Source organism: Rhizobium sp. P43, assembly GCF_056730705.1.
Genome location: NZ_CM161539.1, coordinates 2881787 through 2905326, shown reverse-complemented (window position 1 = coordinate 2905326; position 23540 = coordinate 2881787). Strand labels below are relative to the sequence as shown.

At 61.6% G+C, this 23540-nt stretch carries 20 protein-coding genes; 11 read left to right on the top strand and 9 right to left on the bottom strand.

Annotated elements, in window-relative coordinates:
- Window positions 1-156: 156 nt before the first annotated feature.
- A complete protein-coding gene (locus tag AC1PUL_RS14530) occupies window positions 157-1488 on the top strand; it encodes a DUF2778 domain-containing protein (RefSeq protein ID WP_480464863.1) in 1332 nt (443 codons plus the stop codon).
- A gap of 84 nt (window positions 1489-1572) precedes the next feature.
- Here AC1PUL_RS14530 and AC1PUL_RS14525 read toward each other — a convergent pair whose 3' ends face one another.
- Complete coding sequence (locus AC1PUL_RS14525) at window positions 1573-2358, bottom strand: DUF4394 domain-containing protein (RefSeq protein ID WP_480464862.1); 786 nt, start codon at window positions 2356-2358, stop codon at window positions 1573-1575.
- A gap of 257 nt (window positions 2359-2615) precedes the next feature.
- On the opposite strand from AC1PUL_RS14525, the gene AC1PUL_RS14520 reads away from it, so the two are divergent.
- A complete protein-coding gene (locus AC1PUL_RS14520) occupies window positions 2616-3167 on the top strand; it encodes a sigma-70 family RNA polymerase sigma factor (RefSeq protein ID WP_480464861.1) in 552 nt (183 codons plus the stop codon).
- Window positions 3164-3871 carry an anti-sigma factor gene (locus AC1PUL_RS14515; RefSeq protein WP_480464860.1) on the top strand — a complete coding sequence of 236 codons (708 nt, stop codon included), beginning with the start codon at window positions 3164-3166 and terminating at the stop codon, window positions 3869-3871. Before AC1PUL_RS14520 ends, AC1PUL_RS14515 begins: the two co-directional genes overlap by 4 nt.
- A gap of 63 nt (window positions 3872-3934) precedes the next feature.
- On the opposite strand, the gene edd is transcribed toward AC1PUL_RS14515, so the two are convergent.
- The 5 genes from edd to AC1PUL_RS14490 all read right to left on the bottom strand — a co-directional run bounded on the left by edd (window position 3935) and on the right by AC1PUL_RS14490 (window position 10980).
- Window positions 3935-5752 carry a phosphogluconate dehydratase gene (gene edd / locus AC1PUL_RS14510; RefSeq protein ID WP_480464859.1) on the bottom strand — a complete coding sequence of 606 codons (1818 nt, stop codon included), beginning with the start codon at window positions 5750-5752 and terminating at the stop codon, window positions 3935-3937.
- A 123-nt stretch (window positions 5753-5875) separates the two neighbouring features.
- Window positions 5876-6574 (bottom strand): 6-phosphogluconolactonase, encoded by a 699-nt coding sequence (pgl, locus tag AC1PUL_RS14505; RefSeq protein ID WP_480464858.1) that lies wholly within the window; start codon window positions 6572-6574, stop codon window positions 5876-5878.
- Between the two features lie 11 nt (window positions 6575-6585).
- Window positions 6586-8058, bottom strand: coding sequence for a glucose-6-phosphate dehydrogenase (zwf, locus tag AC1PUL_RS14500; protein WP_298466298.1), 1473 nt, complete (start codon window positions 8056-8058; stop codon window positions 6586-6588).
- A 185-nt stretch (window positions 8059-8243) separates the two neighbouring features.
- The gene (locus tag AC1PUL_RS14495; RefSeq protein WP_480464857.1) at window positions 8244-9530 is read right to left on the bottom strand and encodes an NAD(P)/FAD-dependent oxidoreductase; all 1287 of its coding nucleotides are present in this window, start codon (window positions 9528-9530) and stop codon (window positions 8244-8246) included.
- A 13-nt stretch (window positions 9531-9543) separates the two neighbouring features.
- The gene (locus AC1PUL_RS14490) at window positions 9544-10980 is read right to left on the bottom strand and encodes a glutamine synthetase family protein (RefSeq protein WP_480464856.1); all 1437 of its coding nucleotides are present in this window, start codon (window positions 10978-10980) and stop codon (window positions 9544-9546) included.
- 124 nt (window positions 10981-11104) lie between these two features.
- On the opposite strand from AC1PUL_RS14490, the gene AC1PUL_RS14485 reads away from it, so the two are divergent.
- The 3 genes from AC1PUL_RS14485 to AC1PUL_RS14475 all read left to right on the top strand — a co-directional run bounded on the left by AC1PUL_RS14485 (window position 11105) and on the right by AC1PUL_RS14475 (window position 15478).
- Window positions 11105-12286 (top strand): BaiN/RdsA family NAD(P)/FAD-dependent oxidoreductase, encoded by a 1182-nt coding sequence (locus tag AC1PUL_RS14485; protein WP_480464855.1) that lies wholly within the window; start codon window positions 11105-11107, stop codon window positions 12284-12286.
- A gap of 175 nt (window positions 12287-12461) precedes the next feature.
- Window positions 12462-12611, top strand: a complete 150-nt coding sequence (locus AC1PUL_RS14480) for a hypothetical protein (RefSeq protein WP_480464854.1) — start codon at window positions 12462-12464, stop codon at window positions 12609-12611.
- A 338-nt stretch (window positions 12612-12949) separates the two neighbouring features.
- The gene (locus tag AC1PUL_RS14475) at window positions 12950-15478 is read left to right on the top strand and encodes a methyl-accepting chemotaxis protein (RefSeq protein ID WP_480464853.1); all 2529 of its coding nucleotides are present in this window, start codon (window positions 12950-12952) and stop codon (window positions 15476-15478) included.
- Between the two features lie 155 nt (window positions 15479-15633).
- Here AC1PUL_RS14475 and AC1PUL_RS14470 read toward each other — a convergent pair whose 3' ends face one another.
- Window positions 15634-15882 carry an SMc00767 family acetate metabolism repressor gene (locus tag AC1PUL_RS14470; RefSeq protein WP_480464852.1) on the bottom strand — a complete coding sequence of 83 codons (249 nt, stop codon included), beginning with the start codon at window positions 15880-15882 and terminating at the stop codon, window positions 15634-15636.
- 182 nt (window positions 15883-16064) lie between these two features.
- Entirely contained in the window at window positions 16065-17354 is a 1290-nt protein-coding gene (aceA, locus tag AC1PUL_RS14465) for an isocitrate lyase (protein WP_480464851.1), read from the bottom strand.
- Between the two features lie 240 nt (window positions 17355-17594).
- On the opposite strand from aceA, the gene AC1PUL_RS14460 reads away from it, so the two are divergent.
- The 5 genes from AC1PUL_RS14460 (at window position 17595) to AC1PUL_RS14440 (ending at window position 23247) form a co-directional block, all read left to right on the top strand.
- A complete protein-coding gene (locus AC1PUL_RS14460; RefSeq protein WP_480464850.1) occupies window positions 17595-19022 on the top strand; it encodes a helix-turn-helix domain-containing protein in 1428 nt (475 codons plus the stop codon).
- 158 nt (window positions 19023-19180) lie between these two features.
- Complete coding sequence (locus AC1PUL_RS14455; protein ID WP_480468587.1) at window positions 19181-20260, top strand: polyamine ABC transporter substrate-binding protein; 1080 nt, start codon at window positions 19181-19183, stop codon at window positions 20258-20260.
- Between the two features lie 84 nt (window positions 20261-20344).
- Entirely contained in the window at window positions 20345-21499 is a 1155-nt protein-coding gene (locus AC1PUL_RS14450; RefSeq protein WP_480464849.1) for an ABC transporter ATP-binding protein, read from the top strand.
- Between the two features lie 10 nt (window positions 21500-21509).
- Window positions 21510-22415: an ABC transporter permease subunit gene (locus AC1PUL_RS14445; RefSeq protein ID WP_480464848.1), complete on the top strand. Its 906-nt coding sequence runs from the start codon at window positions 21510-21512 to the stop codon at window positions 22413-22415.
- 10 nt (window positions 22416-22425) lie between these two features.
- A complete protein-coding gene (locus AC1PUL_RS14440) occupies window positions 22426-23247 on the top strand; it encodes an ABC transporter permease (protein WP_480464847.1) in 822 nt (273 codons plus the stop codon).
- A 17-nt stretch (window positions 23248-23264) separates the two neighbouring features.
- Here the strand turns inward: AC1PUL_RS14440 and AC1PUL_RS14435 are convergent, their stop codons facing one another.
- The gene (locus tag AC1PUL_RS14435) at window positions 23265-23507 is read right to left on the bottom strand and encodes a DUF6460 domain-containing protein (RefSeq protein WP_480464846.1); all 243 of its coding nucleotides are present in this window, start codon (window positions 23505-23507) and stop codon (window positions 23265-23267) included.
- Window positions 23508-23540 lie beyond the last annotated feature (33 nt).

The window sequence follows — 23540 nt, the reverse complement described above, 5'->3', positions numbered from 1 at the left end:
GACAGAATCCGCCCGGCGTAAACCTCTTGGTTACCAAACTTCTTCATTCTTTAGGGCAGTCGACAGGACGGCCTTGCCACAACCCTGTCTCAGTAAGGTCGGCTTCTGCTGCTAGGCGGCCGGTCCCCAGAGTTTTGGTAAGCGAGTTCAAGTATCATGGCGTCCTCGACCCGTAAGGTCACCGGCGGCAATGGCGTCGCCGTTCAAATGACGAAGTCGCGCAGAAAGAAGCGCGGCTCCAGCCTGCCGACGGTCTTGGGCATTGGACTGGCCTGCCTCTTCTGGGGCACAGCGAGCCTCGCCGTCTTCAAGGGGCTTTCATCCTCCACCATCGAAGTATCCCCGATCGCAGGCCACAGCCTGCCGAAACCGGAAATAGCGCTCGTCAAGCCGCCGGTGCCGAGCAACGAGCCGGCACGCTCGACCGACTTTGCGGCGATCGAGGACATGCGCGACCGGTTCGCGGAGGCCATCGCCGCGACCGACCATCTCGGATTGCTGATGCTGCCCGCTGCCATGCGTCTCGCAGAGGTGGACAAATCCGATCGCCTGCTGCTTGCCCGCGTCGAAAGTGTCACGGGCTCTCAGGCCTTGGCCGTGCTGCGCGATGCCATGTTGAAGGCCGAAGCCGGTCGTCAGCAGGCAGCACTCGCAACGGCCGCCCATGAGCGCCGAAGCGGAATGGATGACGTCGATCCTGTCGTGACCGCTTCCATCGCAACAGGCACGACCGCCGTGTCTCCCGTCGCGCTCGGCTATGCCGCAACGCCGGCCGCGTCCGAGACCATGGCCGCAGACGATCCGCGCCAGGAGCCTTTCCAGGAACTTTTGTCTGAACCGGCCACCGAAGATCATGGCGCCCTGCCGGACGACGGCCCGGTTCCTGGCGCTAAGCCTAAGGCGAAGCCGCGCGTTGAGCGCGTGCCGCCACCGGAAGCCCGCGTGGCGGCCGAGACGCAGGAAAAGCCTAAGAAGAAGACCCTTCTTGACATGCTGGCCTATGCCAAGCCCGACAATCCGATCACCACGGATGACGGGGCAGGGGGCATCTTCAACCGCAAGAATGGCCTGCCGGGACCGGGCAGCCGGATTGCCGTCTATGTCATCGAAGATGCTGTGGTCCATATGCCGAACGGCGAGAAGCTGCGCGCCCATTCCGGTCGCGGCCACATGCGCGACAATCCGAAATACGTCCATGTCAAAAACATGGGCCCGACGCCGCCCAACGTCTATCGCCTGCGTATGCGGGAAGCCCGCTTCCATGGTGTCGAGGCGATCCGCATGAACCCGGTCGGCGATGCGAAGATGTACAATCGCGACGGCTTCCTGACCCACACCTATCTGCTGCGCCGCCGCGGTGACAGTTCGGGCTGTGTCGTATTCGAGGACTATAACAAGTTCCTCAATGCCTATAAGCGCGGGCACGTGCACACGCTCATCGTCGTGCCCAGCATGAGGGAACTGCCAAAATACATGGCAATGCTCTGACGAAGAGGCTTCCGCGATCAATTCGCGGAGGCCTTATCGCTTATAGGGGCGCCGCGCCGAACAACGGGGCCGTCGACTTGTGGCTTACATAGCCGGGATAACGGTGATCGACTTGATCGCGGCAGGTGCGCCCGAAATGTCGCCGGCCTTGGTCGCCGCACCCGTTTCCAGGTTCACCGTGTAGAGGGTGCTGTCGGCGACCAGCCAGGCCGTGTTCTTGCCGTCTGCGCCCGCTTCGATGTCGAAGGCATAGGTCTTCGGGCTGCCTTCGATGCCAAGCTTGCCGATCGCCTTCAGCGTGCCGTCATTCGGCTTGGTCTGCTGGATCAGCGCACCGATCGTCGCGTCGATGTTGTACATCGCCGTTTTCTCCGGCTTGCCAACCGAATTGGTGTAGGCAGCGGCGACGATGTTCGGGGTTTCGCCCTTGTGCATGTCGCCCTCTTCGAAGACGAGGCTGCCATCGACCGTGACCTCTCCCGTGTCTACATTCACCCGATGGTTGGTCGTGCCGGTCATGTAGCGCAGGCGGTCTGCCGCCGGGTTGAAGTTGACGATGACGGGTGCGTCGCCGATCGTCAGCGGCTTGTCCATCTTGGCGAGCTCTGTGGCCGCACCGGTTGCCGGGTCGATGGTGACGATCGCGTTTTCAGCCGTCACGCCGACGATCGTCTTGTTGCCCGGACGATAATCGATGCCCACGAGGCGGTCGATGCCGGTGACTTCCATCGACTTTACGGTATCGGGCGTGGCGGTATCGAACATGACGAGGGTCTTGTCGCCTGCAAGGCCGACGACCTGAGCGGCCTGCGCTCCAAAGGCCGTGAGGGCGGTGGCGGCAGCGAGGCTGAGGATACGGATGCTGGTCATGAAAACTCTCCCGATTGAATGGTGGCGACACCGGTCTGGTGCCTCCTGATCTCACGACACGCGGCCGATGCTGTTTGGATGCAGCCGCTTCAAATTTTTTCTGCATCCGTTTTCCGTTCTGCCGTGTCCTTCCTTCAAAGGAGATCAGGATGGATGGCGTGATGGAAAATGGCGCAGTGACGGAACGGAGCGATGGAGCCCGTTGCAAAACCTGCGCGAAGGCCTACTTCCGAGCCATGACAAGCGAAGGAGCCCGGATGGGGGACGAGCAGGAGAAACTGGCTGCGGCGCTTAAGGCCTGTGCTGCGGGAGACCGCAAGGGGCTGGCGCTGATCTATGAAAGCGAGGCCGCCCGCATGGTGACGGTGGCGGAGCGCATTCTGCGCCGCCATGATCTGGCGGAGGAGATCGTCCAGGAAGCTTTCCTGCAGATCTGGAACAAGGCCTGGCAATACGATCAATCCCGTGGCTCCGCACGCGGCTGGATCTTTTCGATCGTCCGCTCTCGATCGCTGAATGCCCTGCGTGACGGTGGTCGCGAGGACCTGACGGAAACCGACAGCCTGGAGCGCCTGCAGGACGAAGGCGCGGACGCCCTTTACCACGACCTCTTCGACCAACTGGATACCGCAAGTCGGCTGCGCGCCTGTCTCTCTCGCCTGGACGGCTTGCGCCGCAAGACGGTGATGATGGCCTACGTCTCCGGCTACAGCCACGGCGAGATCGCGGGTCGCCTGAAGCTACCGCTCGGAACGGCGAAAGCCTGGATACGCCGATCTCTCTCCGCCTTGAGGGAGTGCATGGCATGAGCAACTGGCAAACCCCCGCCGAACGCGCAGATGCCTACGTCCTCGGCCTGATGGACGAAGACGAGCGCCGTTCGATCGAAGCCGAGATCGAAGCCGACGCGGAACTCGCCCGCGCAGTCGGTGAAGCGCGCGATCGTTTCCTTGAACTGGATCTGGTCGGCCCCACGTCACCCGTCTCGGCCGATCTCTGGAGCCGGATCGAGACCAGGCTCGGCCCACAGCAGACTGCGATCCGTGAGGCCAGTCCAAGACCTGCCGTCAACGACAACAGGCTTGCTTGGTGGCGCGGCGTCGGGCTTTCGGCCGCTGCCGCTTCGCTTCTGCTTGTCGGTGCGCTGTCCTACACCCTTCTTCGGCAGGCGGAGCCTCAGGTAGTTGCCATCCTGATGAATGCCGAAGGCGAACCGGTCGTGATGATCGAGGATTTCGGCAACGACACGGCAAAGGTCATCCCGCTCGCCGAGGTTTCCGTTGCTGCGGATCGATCCCTGCAGCTCTGGACTTTGCCGTCGCGCGACACGGGTCCCGTCTCGCTCGGCGTCCTCGACGGCTGGCGCACGGCGATGATCGAAGGGCCGGACCTGCCGGGACCGATGGAAGAACAGCTCTACGAGATCACAGTCGAGCCGCTCGGGGGATCGCCAACCGGCAAGCCGACCGGCCCGATCATTGGCAAGGGTTTTGCAAAGATGCCGAGGCCTTGAACGCATTTGGGGCCACGCTTGCACGCGGCCCCCTTGAGAAACGATCTGCTCTGCTACTCAGGATCAGAAGAAGACGCTCGCGCCCTGATCCGCCGGGCCGGAAATCCGGCGGAAGCTTGCGAAAAGCTCGCGACCCATGCCGAATTCGTTGTCCTCGAGATTGGTGGTCGCCAGTGGCCGCGCGTTGAATTCGGCAGCATCGACCAGCACTTCCAGCGTGCCGGCAACCGCATCGAGGCGGACGATATCGCCATCCTTGATCTTGGCGATCGGCCCGCCGTCCACGGCCTCGGGTGTCAAATGGATCGCTGCCGGGATCTTGCCCGATGCGCCAGACATGCGCCCGTCGGTGACCAGCGCCACCTTGAAGCCGCGGTCCTGGAGCACGCCGAGCGGTGGCGTCAGGCGGTGCAGTTCCGGCATGCCGTTCGCCTTCGGCCCCTGGAAACGCACGACGGCAACGAAGTCCTTTTCCAGCTTGCCGGCCTTGAAGGCCTCCTGGAGTTCCTGCTGGTCGTTGAAGACGATGGCCGGGGCCTCGACGATATGGCGCTCGGGCTTGACTGCCGAGATCTTGATGACGGCCTTGCCCAGATTGCCGGTCAGCATCTTCAACCCGCCATTCGGCTGGAACGGCTTGTCGATCGTCGTCAGCACCTTCGGGTCGGCACTCACCTCTGCGGCGGGTTCTCGCGACACCGTGCCGTCGTCGGCGAGCTTCGGATCGATCGTGTAGGCGGCAAGACCCTGGCCATAGACCGTGCGCACGTCGTCATGCAGATAGCCGGCCTTCAAGAGCTGCTTGATCAGGAAGCCCATGCCGCCGGCAGCGTGGAAATGGTTCACATCGGCAAGCCCGTTCGGATAGACGCGGGCGAGCAGCGGCACGATGTCGGAGAGTTCCGAGATATCCTGCCAGGTGAGCTGGATCCCGCCCGCGCGTGCCATGGCGATCAGGTGGATCGTGTGGTTGGTCGAGCCGCCGGTCGCATGCAGGCCGACAACGCCGTTGACGATCGAACGCTCGTCGATCATCTCGCCGGCCGGCGTGAACTCGTTGCCGAGCGCGGTGATGGCGAGTGCCCGCTTCGCCGCTTCCTTGGTCAGTGCATCGCGCAGCGGCGTGCCCGGATTGATGAAGGAGGCGCCGGGCAGATGGAAGCCCATGATCTCCATCAGCATCTGGTTCGAGTTGGCCGTGCCGTAGAAGGTGCAGGTGCCCGGGCCATGATAGGACTTGGATTCCGCTTCGAGCAGTTCGGCGCGGCCGACCTTGCCCTCGGCATAGAGCTGGCGGATGCGTGACTTTTCGTCGTTCGGCAGGCCGGAGGTCATGGGACCGGCCGGAACGAAGATCGACGGCAGATGGCCGAAGGTCAGCGCTGCGATCATCAGGCCCGGTACGATCTTGTCGCAGACGCCGAGATAAATGGCCGCGTCGAACATGTTGTGGCTGAGGCCGATGCCGGCTGCCATCGCGATGGCATCACGGGAGAACAGCGAAAGCTCCATGCCCGGCTGGCCCTGGGTAACGCCGTCACACATCGCAGGCACGCCGCCTGCGACCTGTGCCACGCCACCGGCTTCGGAGGCCGCCTGACGGATCAGTGCCGGATAGGTCTCGAACGGCTGGTGGGCGGACAGCATGTCGTTATAGGCGGTGATGATGCCGAGGTTCGGCACGACATCGCCCGCAAGCGCTGCCTTGTCCTTGGGGGAACAGACGGCGAAGCCATGGGCGAGGTTGCCGCAGGACAGTGTCGAGCGGTGTACCCCTTTGGAAACCGCCCGGCGTGTCCGGTCGAGATAGGCTTCGCGGGTTGGCTTGGATCGTTCGACGATCCGCTTGGTGATGGCTTCGATACGGCGATCTGCACTCATTGGATATGGCTCCTCATCTGGCGCGGGCGCTGAAGGCGCACATCGCGCAAAGGCCTGTCCGGCCGGGAAACTCGTCATATGCGCATCAGCCTGCCGAACGTCTACGGCAGGCGGGGCTCTCCCTCAGGGCGCCCAATAGATTTCGGGTGTCGTCTGAGCCCGTTCAAGAACGGCCCGGATCGGCATCTCCTTTTCGTCAGTGCCGGCAAGCGCCTTGTCCAGCACAGCTTTCTTTTCTGCACCTTCGATATGCACGACCAGCAGGCCGGCATCATGAAGAGCGGAGAATGACAGCGTCAGGCGGGCTTCACCCGCACCTGGCGCTTCCATGGTCATGACGCGGCGCGGCTGCTTCAGATCGAGCGCGGCGTCCAGATGGTCGCCGCCGGGAAAGAACGAGGCGGTGTGCCCGTCCGTGCCCATGCCGAGGATCGCAACGTCGAAGGGTTTAGTCATGCCGGGCACGATGCCGGAAGCCGTCCTTGCAGCCTCCTCGATCGTCGCTTCCGGGCGGTAGAGCGGTACGAACTCTGCCGCTTCAGCCGCATTTTTCAGGAGATGCGTCTTGACCAGCAGGTGGTTCGAACGCGGATTGTCTTCCGGTACGAAGCGCTCATCCACCAGCGTCACCTTGACCTTCGGCCAGGCGAGCGCGCGCGTTGAAAGAGCCTCAAAGAAGGCCTTGGGCGTCGAGCCGCCGGAGACGGCAAGCGTAGCTTCGCCCCGCGCTCCGATTGCCGAAGCTAGTGCCGAGGCGACGGCATCGGCAAGACCGGCTGCGAGTGCTGCCCCCGTCTCGAATGTGTTCATCTCATGTGCCATCCGTCCCGGCCTCAGTCGTTTTCGTGCCAGGTGCGGCCATCACGCTCGATGAGCGCAATAGCCTGGCTCGGACCCCAGGTGCCGGACGTGTAACCTTGCGCCTTCTGGCCGATCTCTTCCCAGGATTTCAGGATCGGATCGCACCAGTTCCATGCCGCCTCGACTTCGTCGCGGCGCATGAACAGCGTCTGGTTGGAGCGGATGACGTCCATCAGCAGGCGCTCGTAGGCGTCCGGATTTCGGACGTCGAAGGCCTGGGCAAAGCTCATGTCGAGCGACACATGGCGCAGGCGCATGCCGCCCGGGCCCGGATCCTTGATCATCAGCCACTGCTTGACCCCTTCGTCCGGCTGCAGGCGGATGACCAGCTTGTTGGCTTCGATACGACCGGCCGCATCGCCGAAGATCGAATGCGGGATCGGCTTGAAGGCGATGACGATCTCGGACATGCGTGTCGCAAGACGCTTGCCGGTGCGCAGGTAGAAGGGAACCCCGGCCCAGCGCCAGTTGTTGATCTCCGCCTTGATCGCCACGAAGGTTTCCGTATCCGACGCCGCTCCCAGTTCCTCCTGGTAGCCGTTGACCGCACCGCCGGCAGAAGCGCCGGCGCGATACTGGCCGCGCACTGTCAGCTTCTCGACATTGGCAGGTGTAATCGGCTTCAGCGAGCGCAGAACCTTGAGCTTCTCGTCGCGCACGCCTTCGGCATCCATCGAGAAGGGGGCTTCCATCGCCACGAGGCAGAGGAGCTGCAGGATATGGTTCTGCACCATGTCGCGCAGCGCGCCGGCCTTGTCATAATAGGTGACGCGGCCTTCGAGACCGACGGATTCGGCCACGGTGATCTGCACGTGGTCGATATGGGCGGAATTCCACAGCGGCTCGTAGAGCGCGTTGGCGAAGCGCAGAGCCATCAGGTTCTGCACGGTCTCCTTGCCGAGATAGTGGTCGATGCGGAAGATCTGCTCTTCCTTGAACACCTTGCCGATCGTGTCGTTGAGGATCTGCGCCGAGGCGAGGTCACGGCCGATCGGCTTTTCGACGACGATGCGGGTGGACTTGGTGATCAGCTTGTGGTCGCGGATCTTGTCGGCGATGTCGCCGAAGATCGACGGCGAAACGGCGAGGTAGAAGGCACGAACGATGTCCTTGCCCTGGTCCAACAGCTTCTTCAGATCTTCCCAGCCCTGGTCCGACTTCGCGTCGACCGAGACGTAGAACACTCGGGCGAGGAATTTCGCGACTTCGCTTTCTTCCAGCTCTTCGGCCTTCAGATGCTCATGCAGGGCATCGAGCGTGAACTTGCGATATTCTTCATTCGTCATCGCCGTGCGCGAAGCGCCGATGATGCGGGTCGGCTCGGTCAGCTGGCCGGCCAGCTGACGGTGAAACAGCGCGGGCAGAAGCTTGCGCTCCGCCAAGTCGCCGGTACCGCCGAAGACGACGTAGTCAAAGGGTTCAACGGGGATGATCTGGCTGCTCATGCGCATCTCTCGTTCGGCAATCTGGTTGGACCGGTTCTAATCTAATCGATTTAAAAAAGCCACCCCGATGGGGTGGAATTTGTCTTTTCATGTCGCGGAAGGGATGAACAAAATGTGTTCTGCGACAATGCAACACACCTCCCGGGCACCGCGCAATCAGGGTCAGGGAGCGACCTATGGCGTTCTCAGAAGCGGTCGCGCAATGCGTACCAGGTCAGTGCCAGGAACAGCAGCGGCTTGCGCAGTTTCGCCCCGCCGGGGAAGGGCGGGATCTTCAATTCCTTGAAGAGATCGAGTTCCCGTGCATTGCCCGCCACCATGTCCGCATACATCTTGCCGGAATAGTTGGAGAGCATCACGCCGTGCCCGGAATAGCCGGCAACCGAGGTCACGCCGGGCATCACATCCCGGGCGAACGGCTTGCGCGGCAGGGTAATCCCGACCGAACCACCCCAGGCATGGGTGATCTCGACATTGCGCAGATCCGGATAGATCTCTGCAATCTGCCGGCGGATATGGCTCGAAATGTCGCGGGGACTGTCGGCGGTATAAGCCTCGCGCCCGCCAAACAGCAGACGCCCGTCGCGGCTCTTGCGGAAGTAACGCACCACGAACCGGCTGTCCGCCACCGCTTCCGATCCCTTCAGAACCTGCGGAAACCGGTCGAGTGGCGCCGTTGCGCCGATGAAGGATCGGATCGGCATGACATGGGCCGCCGTCACCGGCTCCAGGTTGCCGATATAGGCATTGGTGGCAATCAGCACCCGGTCGGCGGTGATCGTGCCTCTCGGCGTCTCGATCATCGTTTTGCCGCCAGCCTGGCGGATCGCGCTTGCCGGTGTCATTTCATGGACTTTTGCCCCTGCCGCAGCTGCGACCTTGGCAAGGCCGACGAGCAGCTTCAGCGGGTGGATATGTCCGGTACCCGTATCGCGGACGCCGTAGTGATAGCGCGTCGAGCCCACCCTTTCATGGGTTTCCTCGCGATCCATGAAGGCGACATGCGGATAGCCGTAGCGCACCGCCATGATCTCGGCTTCATGGCGATAGTCCGATTCCCAGCCCCGCTTGTGCGCGACGTTCATCTGGCCCGGGAGATAGTCGATATCGATGCCATGCTGGTCGCAAAAGTCGAGCAGATAGCGCTTGGCGTTCTCCGCCATGTCGAACAGCGCCTTGGAACGCTCGAAGCCGAGTTCTGCTTCCAGTTCTGCCGGCGAGGCGCGCTGCCCGGTGCCGAGCTGGCCGCCATTGCGACCGGAAGCCCCGTCACCGAAGCGGTTGCCCTCAATGAGCACGACGGAGACACCGAGCCGGGCGAGATTGTAGGCGGCTTGCAACCCGGTGAAGCCGCCGCCGATGATGGCGACGTCAGTTGTTACAGAGCCGTCGAGGGCCGGATATTCCGGCCGCTCGCCCAAGCTTGCCTGATACCAGGAGATCCCCGGTGCAATCGGGCTTTGCCATGCCATGAGATCGCCTCCCTCACACGTTGAGCAGGAGGAATTCGCGTTCCCACGGGCTGATCACCTGCATGAAGGTCTCGAATTCGCCGCGCTTCACGCCAGCATAAAGCCCCACGAATTCGGCGCCGAACACCTCGTTGAAGTCAGGCTCCCCTTCCAGAAGAGCGACGGCTTCGAGCAGGCCGCGCGGAAGATCGACCGAGCCCTCGTTGGCCGAGCCCTCGGCTGCGGCCGTCGGTTCGATCTCCTTGATGATCCCGAGATAGCCGCAGGCCAGCGAAGCCGCGAGCGCGAGATAGGGATTGGCATCCGAGCTCGGCAGGCGGTTTTCGACGCGACGGGCGGCGGCATCCGACACCGGCACGCGGAAGGCGGTGGTGCGGTTGTCATAGCCCCAGGCATTGTTGACCGGCGCGGCCATGTCGGGCGTCAGACGACGATAGGAGTTCACATAGGGCGCCAGCATCACCAGCGCATTCGGCACATATTTCTGCATGCCGCCGATGAAGTGGAAGAACTCCGGCGATGCCGAGCCGTCAGGCTTCGAGAAGACGTTCTTGCCCGTCTTGATGTCGACCACGGACTGGTGGATGTGCATCGCAGATCCCGGCTGCCCCTGCATCGGCTTGGCCATGAAGGTCGCGTAGATCCCGTGCTTCAGCGCCGCCTCGCGGATCGTGCGCTTGAACATGAAGACCTGGTCGGCAAGCTCGATCGGATTGCCATGGCGCAGGTTGATCTCAAGCTGCGCCGGGCCTTCCTCATGGATCAGGGTGTCGATCTCGAGCCCCTGCTTTTCCGAGAAGTGGTAGATGTCGTCGATCAACTCGTCGAACTCGTTGATCCCGGCAATCGAATAGCCCTGACCACCGACGATCGAACGGCCCGAGCGGCCTTTCGGCGGATGCAGTGGATAGTCCGGATCATCGTTCATCGCGACCAGGTAGAACTCGATTTCCGGTGCTACGACCGGCTTCCAGCCCTTCTCTTCGTAGAGCCGCAGCACGTTCTTCAAGACGTTGCGCGGGGTATAGGAAACGTTCTCGCCGTCGACATTGACGATGTCGCAGATCACCTGTGCCGTCGGATCGGTCTCCCATGGAACGACGGAAAGCGTCGAAAGATCGGGCACGAGCTTCAGGTCGCTGTCGCGCGGCTCGTAGCGGAAGTTCTCGGTTTCGTCAGGATATTCGCCCGAGATCGTATGGCGATAGAGAGCCGAAGGCAGCGCCAGCGAGGTATTGGAGGTGAATTTCGACGACGGCATCATCTTGCCGCGCGGCACGCCGGCAAGGTCGGGCGTGATGCATTCGATGTCTTCGATGCCGCGCGCTCGAAGCCAGGTTGCCGCTTCCTTCCAGTTCGAGACGCCGCGCTTCGATCCGGGATCCGGCGGAACAACCGCCTTTTTGGAGGGCGCGCTCTGGGGTCTCAGCATGGATTTCTTCGCGGGCATGTCTCACCGGTTGGTTGTTGATGATGGTCATCATAGCCGGAGTTTGGCCTTTGGCGAGGGGGACGCGTTGACTTTGATCATAAGTTTGTCGAGACAGACGGCTGTTTTCCGGGAGCAATAGCCTATGGCGAGAAAGTTTGATGTCGCGATCATCGGAGCCGGTGCTGCCGGAATGATGGCGGCCTTTACCGCCGGCCGGCGTGGCAAATCCGTCATCGTGCTCGATCACGCCAAAGCCCCGGGCGAGAAGATCCGCATCTCCGGCGGCGGCCGTTGCAATTTCACCAACATCCATGCCGGACCGAAGAACTATCTCTCGCAGAACCCGCATTTCGCCAAGTCGGCGCTCGCCCGCTTCACGCCTGCTGATTTCATCGCGATGGTCGATCGGCACAAGATCGCCTGGCACGAAAAGACCCTCGGACAGCTCTTCTGTGACGACAGCGCCAAGGACATCATCCGCATGCTGCTCGATGAGATGCGCGCGGTGCAAGTGGACTTGAGGCTTTCCTGCGAGATCTCCGAGGTCGCCAAGGGCGTTGATGGATTTCGAGTGTCTACCAGCGAGGGTTTGATCCTTGCCGAGCAATTGATTGTCGCCTGTGGCGGCAAATCGATCCCGAAGATGGGGGCGACCGGTTTTGCTTATCGCATCGCCGAGCAATTTGGCCTTCCTGTCACCGAGACCCGCCCCGCTCTTGTTCCCCTTACCCTGGAGCCGAACCTCCTGGGCGAACTTTCTGAACTCTCGGGCGTCGCCGTGGATGCCGATGTGTCCTGTGGCAAGACCCGCTTTCGCGAGGCGCTTCTCTTCACCCATCGCGGCTTGTCCGGCCCCTCGATCCTCCAGATCTCCAGCTACTGGCGCGAAGGTGACGAGGTTCAGCTATCGCTCCAGCCCGAAACCGATTTCGTCGGGCTCCTGAAGGCGGCAAAACACGAGAACGGCCGCCAGCAGGTTCAGACCGTGCTGTCCCAGTATCTGCCCAAGCGGCTGGCGCAATATCTTGCTGAGACCGCCAAGCTCGAGCGCCCGCTCGCAGATCTGCCCGACAAGGCACTTGTTTCGCTGGGTGAGCGCATCCGCCGCTGGCCGATCAAGCCGGCAGGGTCGGAAGGTTATCGAACCGCTGAAGTGACCCTGGGCGGGGTCGATACCGATGCTTTGGACAGCCGCACCATGCAGGCGAAGGCCATCCCTGGTCTCTACTTCATCGGCGAATGTGTCGATGTCACGGGCTGGCTCGGCGGCTATAACTTCCAGTGGGCCTGGGCTTCCGGCCACGCGGTTGGTGAGGCCGTATAGTTGGAGGCTCACGCTCCGGACAAGCTTATATTGGTAATTCAGGGCTTGTTAACATGCGTCGGTCATCCTGCTCGAATGCCGGTGTGATATCCGCTGATATCGCGACATGAGGTCAGGCCGGCTGTAGCTCCGAAAGGGCATGATCTCCTCCCTGGCCGTATCAAGGACCGCGCCGATGATCCATGAGAACCGCAAGCCCCGTGCCATCGCAATTGCCGCAACCGCAACTCGTAATGAAGAGCGCGCCCGTTTGCGCCATCTCGGCATCGGTTGCCTCTACGCCGTCAGCGCCCTTGCTGCGCTTGCCTTTGGTCTCCTCGCCTGAGGAGAACTTTTTCTATCCGCTCCAAGCTGAGCTGTGACTTGCCGGCGTGGCATAAAAGGCCCCGCCTACGTCTCTTTTTAGGCGAGGCGAGCCGGCCAATCTGACGCATCGCTCGTCGGATCTCTCCTGGCCACAAAGGCCGGTCGACCCGATCCTATAGGTTGCCATCATCGGAGCTTGGCATAAGCGCACACCCCCGGCTCTTAACTCCGTCTTGAGACTTTGGTGCAACTCTTTTCATCGGAGTAGGGTCTGGGCGGCACGACCGAGCGTCGGCGCTGCCGCACAATTTTTTTAAGGCGGGCAGGCCACAAGCACTGCCTTCTTTCGGGGGAACTATGTTGATCGATCAGATATTGTCGCGTTTTTCGATTTCAACCAAGGTCATGGCGTTTGTCCTGCCTTTTGTTCTGTCGATCACCGCAGTCGGTCTCATGGGCCTCTACGCATCTGGTCTCCTGCAGCAGCGCATGGAGATCTCCAACGGTACGATGCGCTCGCTGAATGGCTTCAAAAACGTCACCGCCGCCATGACACGCTTCCTCGATCAGACATCGGAGGAGACGCGCAGCGCCGTGCTGGATCAATTGGCCTCGCAGCAAGCGACCCTGACCCAGAACATCTCGGAGATTGGCGCCGATGGTACCGGGCGAAACTTCCTGGACGAGGCGATCGCAGGAACGGGCGCCGTCAACCAGAAGATCGACACGCTCTGGCAGCTCCACGAGGGCGAAATGAAACTCGCGGGCTCCATTCAGGAGCACCTGAAAGGTCTGATGGCCCAGCAGATCCGCGTTGCGGACGAAGCTCAGAAGCTCCAGCGCGCCGTGGTCGCGGGTGAGAACGACGCCAAGGGCGCGTTGAAGGAAGCCGAGCGTCTGTCGTCCGGCGCCAAGCATCTGGCCGAGGTCACCAAGGGGTTCTTCGCGGCAGCCACTCCGGAACAACAACTGCCCTACCTGCAGAAACAGCTGCCGGAACTGGTCAAGACCCAGCGCAAGATCGCCAATGCCCTGCCGGCCGAAAGCAAGGACATGGGCAAGGCCTTTCTCGCGGCGATCAACGAAATCAAGCCGAAGGTCGCAAGCGGCGACACGCGTCTCGAAAACGCTCGCGCGATCGGCTCGATCATCGCCCGCTTCCGTGGCTTCGAAGAGACCCTGGCTGCGGGCGCGGCGTCCAAATATTCGGCGTCGGTGCAGAAATTCGCAGCCGTGGAGACGGGTGCCGTTCAGGCCGCTGACGTCCTCGTCGGCAGCCGCACTCTGATCGCTGACGTCTACGACCTGCGCATTATGACCGCGACCTTCCTCAACGTGAAGGACGACAAGACCCGCGAGCCGATCCTGCGCCAGATCAAGCTGATCGGTGACAATCTCGCCGTGCTCGGCGGCAGTATCGCCGACAAGGCCTTCTACGACAGCCTGACGGCCGCCATCACGCCGCTGCTCGCCTCGCTCACCACCGATACGGAAGCCTTGGTGAAGACCAGCGCCGACCGCATTGCAAGCTTCGATGAAGCAAGCCGGACCATGGACGCGATCTGGGCATCGCTCACCTCGTTTGCCGACCTGCAGAAGGATGTTGCCGGCACCGAACGCCAGGAAGCAAACCGCCTGTCGATCGGCACCATGATCGCTGGCGTCTTGCTTGCTGTGATCGGTGGCATTGCTCTTGTGGTGACCCTCCAGCGTCCGATCACCCGCATCACCTCGACCATGCAGCGTCTTGCAGAAGGCGACCTTGAGGCCGGTATCGCCGGTGACAAGCGCGGTGACGAAATCGGCGCCATGGCCCGCGCACTCGCCGTGTTCAAGACCAATGCCCGCACCAAGCTCGAAATCGAATCCGAGCGGCAGCGTGAGCAGATCGAGGCAGAGGCTGAGCGTCGCCGCAACGACGAGGAAAAGCAGGCTCTCGACCGCGAGATCGAACATGCCGTCGGCAAGCTCGCTCAGGCGCTGGAGCGTCTAGCCAATGGCGATATCTCCTTCGAGATCGAAGGCCGCTTCCACGGTCGCCTGGAACAGCTGCGCAACGACTTCAACCTGTCGCTGGCCCGCCTGCGTGACACCATGCACCAGATCTCCGGGAATGTTGACCAGATCCAGAACAACGGCCGCCAGATGGCACAGTCGGCGCTGGATCTTGCCCGCCGCACCGAGCAGCAGGCAGCTTCCCTTGAGGAGACCGCCGCTGCCGTTGACGAGATCACGGCCGCTGTGCGTTCGTCCTCCGAGCGTGCCGAAATGGTCAATGGTGTTGTCCACGAAGCCAAGAAGAATGCCGATGAATCCGCTGTGGTCGTGGGCAGCGCGATCTCGGCCATGGGCCGTATCGAGGAGGCCTCGCGCCAGATCTCCAACATCATCGGCGTCATCGACGAGATCGCCTTCCAGACCAACCTGCTTGCCCTGAACGCCGGTGTTGAAGCCGCACGCGCCGGCGAAGCCGGCAAGGGCTTTGCCGTCGTCGCACAGGAGGTCCGCGAACTCGCCCAGCGCTCTGCCGGCGCGGCGAAGGAAATCAAGGCCCTCATCAACCGTTCGGCCGAAGAGGTGGCGAGCGGCTCCACCCATGTGCAGCAGACAGGCACCGTTCTGTCACGCATCGGTGGCCAGATCGCTGCAATCAGCGAACATATTGAAAAGATCGCCGAGACCAGCCGCGAGCAGTCCGGCGCTCTGCAGGAAGTCAATGGCGCCGTCGGCCGCATGGACCAGATGACCCAGCAGAATGCCGCCATGGTCGAGGAGGCGACAGCCGCCACCCAGGACCTCTCGGCCCAGACGGATGCGCTACGCGACCTCCTGCAACAGTTCCGTATCGAGGCCGATCGCCAGCGTCAGGTCGGGCGCGCAGCCTGATCTCGACGGCTCTGGCATGATCCATAGGTCCGGCTCGTCCGGGCCCATTTCGGGACAACGAAAAAACCGCACGACGATCTGCCTCCTCCCCAGAGGCGATCATCGTGCGGCTACCGATCCGGAGGTCAGGTGCCGGACGGGGGATGTGTCGGGACTCAGGCGGCCTGATGGTTGCCCTGGGTCACGATGACGGGGATCAAGAGATCACCCCAGTTGCCGTCACCACCATGATGGCGAGCGGAGCGAACGAGTTCGACCGAAACGCCGGCATCGACGGCCTTCATGATCGAATGGTTGAGACGATGCAGGTCGTTGGCCAGCATGCGGATCATGGCCTGCTGATCGGCGTTCATGGCCGAGGACTGTTCTTCGGCACGTTCCTTGACTCGGGTCTGGGGTGTCATGGCATTTCTCCTCTTGGTGTTGGGGGTTCTTGAACTGTTGATCTCGTGAAGCTCGGCCCCTCATCCGGCTGCCGCCACCTTCTCCCCGCAAGCGGGGAGAAGACGCACTACGCAGGCGTCGGTCTCAGGGCTCCCTCTCCCCGCTTGCGGGGAGAGGGTAGGGTGAGGGGCTATCGCCCCGGTCACTCAGCAGCCGGCTTGAACTGCTCGGTTTCGGTCGATTCCTTCATCGCGGTCGTCGAGGACTGGCCGGCGGTGATGGCAAGCGAGACGGCGTCGAAGTAACCGGTGCCGACTTCGCGCTGGTGCTTGGTCGCGGTGTAGCCGTTGACCTCAGCCGCGAATTCCGCCTCCTGCAGTTCCGAATAGGCCGCCATCTGGCGATCCTTGTAGCCGCGCGCCAGTTCGAACATGCCGTAGTTCAGCTGGTGGAAGCCGGCGAGCGTGATGAACTGGAACTTGTAGCCCATGGCACCCAGTTCGCGCTGGAACTTCGCGATCGTCGCGTCATCCAGATGCTTCTTCCAGTTAAAGGAAGGCGAGCAGTTATAGGCGAGCTTCTTGCCCGGATAGACCTTGTGCACGGCTTCGGCGAACTTGCGGGCCTGTTCCAGATCCGGCTTGCCGGTCTCCATCCAGATCATGTCGCAATAGGGTGCGTAGGCGATCGCACGGGCGATGCAGGGCTCGATGCCGTTCTTCACCTGATAGAAGCCTTCCGCCGTGCGGCCGGCATCGTAGTCAACGAAGGGCTGGTCGCGCTCGTCGATGTCGGAGGTCAGCAGCTTTGCGGCTTCCGCATCGGTACGAGCGACGATCAGCGTCGGCACACCCATGATGTCGGCCGCCAGACGCGCAGCCGTCAGGTTGCGGATATGGGCCGCTGTTGGGATGAGAACCTTGCCGCCGAGATGGCCGCACTTCTTTTCGGATGCGAGCTGGTCCTCGAAGTGAACGCCCGCAGCGCCGGCTTCGATGAAGGCCTTCATGATTTCAAAGGCGTTCAACGGTCCGCCGAAACCGGCTTCTGCATCGGCAACGATCGGTGCGAACCATGTGTCGACCGAAAGGCCCTTGCCTTCCTGGGTCTCGATCTGATCTGCGCGCTGCAGCGTCCGGTTGATGCGCTTGGCAAGCTCCGGTGCCGCATTCGCCGGATAGAGCGACTGGTCCGGATACATGGCAGATGCCGTGTTGGCATCGGCAGCGACCTGCCAGCCGGAAAGATAGATTGCCTTGAGGCCAGCACGAACCATCTGCATGGCTTGGTTGCCGGAGAGGGCGCCGAGCGCATTGACGAAGGGCTCCTCGTTGATCAGCTTCCAAAGACGATTGGCGCCCATCTCGGCAAGCGTATACTTGATCTCGACCGAGCCGCGCAGGCGCTTGACGTCTGCTGCAGTGTAGGGACGATCAATGCCGTCATAGCGGCCCTTGGGTGCATTCGGAACGAGATTGTAAAATTCAGTCATGTCGGGTCTCCCTGTTCACTGCTAGAGGCGGATCATGCCGGAAGTCTCCGGTCCTCTGTACCGCTTCTGATGTGACTAGATTTACACCGCACTGCGAAATGCGCCTAGAAAATTCGATAAAACAACGAGATGAAAGAGGTTAGGCTGTATTGTCTTTGACAGACGGCCCATGTAAAATTGTAAATCTAGTCAAGATCGTTGTGGCGCCGAAGATGGCCAATCTTGTAAAGGAGCTGTAAAATGGCAGAGCGCAAGATTTTCGCCGGCCCTCGCGTCCGTCGTATTCGCAACGGCCTGGGTCTGACCCAAACCGCCATGGCCGAGGCGCTCGAGATTTCGCCGTCCTATCTCAATCTGATCGAGCGCAATCAGCGCCCGTTGACGGTGCAGCTGCTGCTTAAGCTGGCCTCCGTCTACAAGGTCGATCTCGATGAACTGCAGGGCGAGGCGGGCGGCTCGACCAGCCAGCTCCGCGAGGTTTTTGCCGATCCGCTGCTGTCGGGTGAGCTTCCCGGCGATCAGGAGCTGATCGAGGTGGCGGAAGCGGCTCCGAATGCGGCAAGCGGCATCGTCAAGCTCTACAGAGCCTATCGTGAGCAGGCCGCGCGGCTTTCCGATCTCGCTGACCTTCTCGCCCGTGAGGGACATGAAACATCGCTCTCGGGTGCGCGCCTGCCGATCGACGAAGTGCGCGAAGTCTTCGAGCGCCGACCGAACTATTTTGCCCGGCTCGACGAGGCAGCCGAGGTCTTCCATGCCGGTTTGAGCCTTGCGCCGGGTGACGATCTCGCCGTCGCCCTCAAAGCCTGGCTGCGCTCGACCCATGGCATCGTGGTGCGCGCTTTGCCGGTTCAGACGATGCCCTCGCTGCGCAGGCGCTATGACCGCCACTCCATGCGCCTTTTTCTTTCCGAACGGCTGTCGCCCTTCGATCAGCTGCGTGAGGTGGCGATGGAGGTCGTGCTGCTGGCGCTCGGGGAGCATGTGCAGGCGGAGTTGGAGGCGCTCGAGCTGTCGTCCGGCGAGGCGCGTCGCATCGCCCGTTTCGAATTGGCCCGCTATGCCGCCCACGCGCTGATGATGCCCTATGGCGCGTTCCTGTCGGCAGCCATTCGCGCCCGCTATGACATCGACGTACTGCGCGCCCGCTTCAACGTCTCCTTCGAGCAGGCGGCCAACCGGCTCACCATGTTGCAGCGACCGGGTGCCACCGGCGTTCCCTTTTTCATGATGGAGATCGACAATGCCGGCAATCGTTTCCGTCGGGCTGGAGCGAGCGGCTTTCCCCAGGCGCGTTTCGGCGGCGGCTGTCCCAAGCTGAATGTGCATGCCGCCTTCGCCCAGCCGGGCCAGGTTCTGGTCGAGCAGGTGGAGATGCCGGATGGTGCGGCCTTCCTGACCATGTCCAGGACCCTGGAGGGGCCGCAGGCGAGTTTCGGCGAACGGATCCGGCGGACCGCGCTGTTGATCGGCTGCGATGCGGCAAGCCGCGATGAGGTCGCCTATTCCGCCGCTCTGCCGGATCGGTCTGTGCCTGCGATTGCCGTCGGGCCGGCCTGCCGACTCTGCGAGCGATCAGGCTGTCTTGCCCGTGCCGAGCCGCCGCTGACCCGTCCGCTCGGGCTCGACGAGATGGTCACCGGACTTTCCGCCTTCGATTTTCAGTGATGGGATGATAGCCGATAACGCATTCGCGACTGCGAAGATTTTCGCTTGTCGCCCGTCCAATTCCTTTCTAGTCTCTTAAAAAAACAAAGGGAATGGCATCGGAGGCCTGTGCCTCCAGGGCTGGAACAGGAGAAAAAATGAAGACTCAATTCATCCGTATGGCGTCGGTAGGCCTGGCGACGATCTTCATCGCATCGGCTGTCCAGGCGCAGGAACGCGTCGTCAACGTCTACAACTGGTCGGACTATATCGACGAGTCGGTCCTTGAGGATTTCACCAAGGAGACGGGCATCAAGGTCGTCTATGACGTTTTCGATTCCAATGAACTGCTGGAAACCAAGCTGCTTGCCGGCGGTTCCGGTTATGACGTGGTCGTGCCGACGGCACCGTTCCTGGCCCGTCAGATCCAGGCCGGTGTTTTCCAGAAGCTCGATAAGTCAAAGCTGACCAATCTGCCGAACCTCTGGCCGATGGTATCGGAACGGCTGGCCAAATATGATCCCGGTAACGAATACGCCGTCAATTACATGTGGGGCACGACCGGCATCGGCTACAATGTTGGCAAGGTCAAGGAAGTGCTCGGCGCCGATTTCAAGGTCGATAGCTGGGATGCGATCTTCAAGCCGGAGAACGCCGAAAAGCTGAAGGCCTGCGGCATCAACATCCTTGATGCCTCGGACGAAACCTTCGCGATCGCCATGAACTACATCGGCAAGAATCCGGACAGCAAGGAAACCGCCGATCTCGAAGCCGGCGGTGAAGTCTTCCAGAAGATCCGCCCGTCTGTCCGGACCTTCAATTCCTCGGCCTATATCGATGATCTTGCCAATGGCGACATCTGCATGACCATCGGCTGGTCGGGCGATATCCTGCAGGCCAAGGCGCGTGCCGAAGAGGCCAAGAATGGTGTCGAGATCAACTATGTGATCCCGAAGGAAGGCACCTACATGTGGTTCGACAACATGGCGATCCCCGCGGATGCCAAGAACGTTGCCGAAGCCCACGAATTCATCAACTTCCTGATGCGTCCCGACGTGATCGCCAAGGCCTCCAACTATGTCCAGTATGCCAACGGCAACCTGGCCTCGAAGGAACTGCTGGACCCGGCCGTAAAGGACAACCCGGCCGTCTATCCGCCGGAAGACGTCATGGCGAAACTCTTCACCATCTCGCCTTACGGCCCGAGAGAACAACGCGTGCTGAACCGGGTCTGGACACAGATCAAGACCGGTAGCTGATGAAAAGGATCATTCGCCGGGCGCCACAAACGCCCGGCGAATTTCTTATGGACAGGGGCAACAAGAAAAACGGCTGGGTTGGTAATGGCGAAGACACTGGGGCCTGTTAAGCGTAAATTCTCTCCTTGGACCGATCCGGATGCCGTTCCCTTCATCCGCTTCGAAAACGTCACGAAGCGCTTCGGCGATTTCGTCGCGGTCGACAATCTGAGCCTCGACATCTACGAGCGCGAGTTCTTCTCCCTGCTTGGACCTTCGGGCTGCGGCAAGACCACGCTGATGCGCATGCTGGCCGGCTTCGAACAGCCGACCTCGGGCCGCATCCTGCTGCAGGGGCAGGACTTGTCGGGCGTGCCGCCCTACAAGCGTCCGACCAATATGATGTTCCAGTCCTACGCGCTCTTCCCGCATATGACGGTGGAGAAGAACATCGCCTTCGGTCTGGAGCAGGACAATCTGCCGAAGGCGGAGATCGATGCCCGCGTCCAGGAAATGCTGAAGCTGGTCAAGCTCGAACAGTTCGCCAAGCGTAAGCCCAATCAGCTTTCCGGTGGCCAGCGCCAGCGCGTGGCGCTCGCCCGTTCGCTGGCCAAGCGTCCGAAGGTCCTGCTGCTCGACGAACCGCTTGGCGCGCTGGATCGCAAGCTGCGCGAAGAGACGCAGTTCGAACTTATGGACATCCAGACCAAGCTTGGCCTGACCTTCCTGATCGTCACCCATGACCAGGAAGAGGCCATGACCGTGTCTGACCGCATCGCCGTCATGGACAAGGGCATCCTCGTTCAGGTGGCAACGCCGGCCGAAATCTACGAGGCGCCGAACTCGCGTTACGTCGCCGACTTCATCGGTGACATCAACATCCTCGAAGCCAAGGTCGAGGCCAAGGAAATCAATGGTGCAGGTGACCTCGTCCGCATCGACAGCGACGGTGTGAAGATCACGGTCGAACAGGCCTGCGAGGCAAACAAGGGCGACAGCGTTGCCTTTGCCATCCGGCCCGAAAAGGTGCGCATCTCGACCACCCAGCCGGAAGGCAATTCTGCAAACGCACTTCATGGCGAGGTCTGGGACATCGGCTATCTCGGCGACTTCTCGGTCTTCATCGTCCGTCTGGACGATGGACGCATGTTTCGCGCCGCCCAGGCCAATGTTGCCCGCCTTGTCGATCGCCCGATCACCTTCGGCGACATGGTCTGGTTGTCTTGGTCGGCCGATGCCGGCCTCGTACTGACACGCTGAGGAGGCGAGCATGGCCGACACCGTCGCTCCCTCAAAGCCCGGATCAGCCAAATGGCTGGTCGTGATCATTCCCTATCTATGGATGGCGCTCTTCTTCCTGACGCCGTTCCTGATCATTCTGAAAATTTCGCTGTCCGATACGGCGATCGCCATGCCGCCCTACACGCCGGTGCTGGAAGGCTTCTCGGCAATCGGTGACTTCATCAGCCAACTCGACTTCGAGAACTACATTTTTCTCACCGAGGACCCGCTTTACGTCAACGCCTACCTGTCGTCGGTGCGGATTGCGCTGATTTCGACCTTTCTTCTGCTGCTGATCGGCTATCCGATGGCGCTGGCCATGGCGCGCGCCTCGGTCACCATCCGCCCGACGCTGGTCATGCTGGTGATCCTGCCCTTCTGGACCTCGTTCCTGATCCGCGTCTATGCCTGGATCGGTATCTTGAAGCCCGAAGGCCTGCTGACCGTTCTGCTGCAATCCGTCGGCCTGATGGACGAGGGCAGTCAGGTTCAGATCTTCCGCACCGAGATCGCGGTCTTCATCGGCATCGTCTATTCCTATCTGCCCTTCATGGTCCTGCCGCTCTATGCGGCACTCGAAAAGATGGACGGCACGCTGCTCGAAGCCGCAAGCGATCTCGGTTGCCCGCCCTGGAAGGCCTTCTGGAAGATCACCTTCCCCCTCTCGATCCCCGGCGTCATTGCCGGCTCGATGATCTGCTTCATTCCGATCACCGGCGAATTCGTCATCCCCGACCTGCTCGGCGGCGCCGATACGCTGATGATCGGTAAGACGCTCTGGACCGAGTTCTTCGGCAATCGCGACTGGCCGCTGGCATCTGCCGTTGCCGTCCTGCTCTTGCTCATTCTGGTCGTGCCCATCGCGATCTTCCAGAATCAGCAGCAGAAGGTATGAGGGCGGACCGATGAAACCTGGAAAACTCGACGCGACCATCCTCACGCTCAGCTTCGCCTTCCTCTACATCCCGATCCTGATCCTGGTGATCTACTCGTTCAACGAGTTGAAGCTGGTGACGGTCTGGGGTGGCTTCTCGCTGAAATGGTATGGCGAGATGTGGAACAATGACGGTCTGATGAGTGCCGCCTGGGTGACCCTTCAGGTCGGCCTCCTGAGTGCCACCCTGGGGACCATCCTTGGAACGCTGGCGGCTCTCACCCTCGTTCGCTTTACGCGGTTCCGAGGGCGCCTGTTGTTCTCCGGCATGGTCTATGCGCCGCTGGTCATGCCGGAGGTGATCACGGGCCTGTCGCTGCTACTGCTCTTTGTCGCGATCGGCGTTGATCGCGGTCTCATGACCGTGGTGATCGCGCATACGACTTTCACCATGTGCTATGTGGCAATCGTCGTTCAGTCGCGGCTGCTCATCTTCGACACGAGCCTCGAAGAGGCGGCCCAGGATCTCGGTTGCCCGCCTGTTCGGACCTTCTTCAAGGTCACCTTGCCGCTGATCCTGCCGGCAGTGATTTCCGGATGGATGCTCGCTTTCACACTGTCGTTGGACGATCTCGTCATCGCGAGCTTCACCACCGGACCGGGCGCGACGACGCTGCCGATCAAGATCTATTCGCAGGTTCGGTTAGGGGTTACACCCGAAATCAACGCCATCTGCACCATCCTGATCGGCATCGTGACAATCGGCGTCATCATCGCCTCGATCGGCACGAAGCAGCGCGAACTGCAGCGCCAGCGAGACGAGCATGTTGCAGCACGCGGAACCGCGACCTGAGACCATAATCTGACGTATCAATTGCGGGGCGGCATCAGCAGATAGGTCACAAGCCAGATCGGCAGTATCACCACCGCCCCGATCAGCATGCGAGGGGCGGCCCAGGCGAAAGCCGCGACCATACCATCACGCAGTTCCTCGGCGGTCAGCCCCAGGAATTCCAGGACCGACCGCGGGGTGATGCCGAAAACAGACAGCAGGCTTCCCGCCAGCAGCGATGCCAGAGCCAGTTTCAGAACACCCGACAGCACTGTTTGCACCCGCCGACTCCCATGCTTGATTCGCCCATTCTA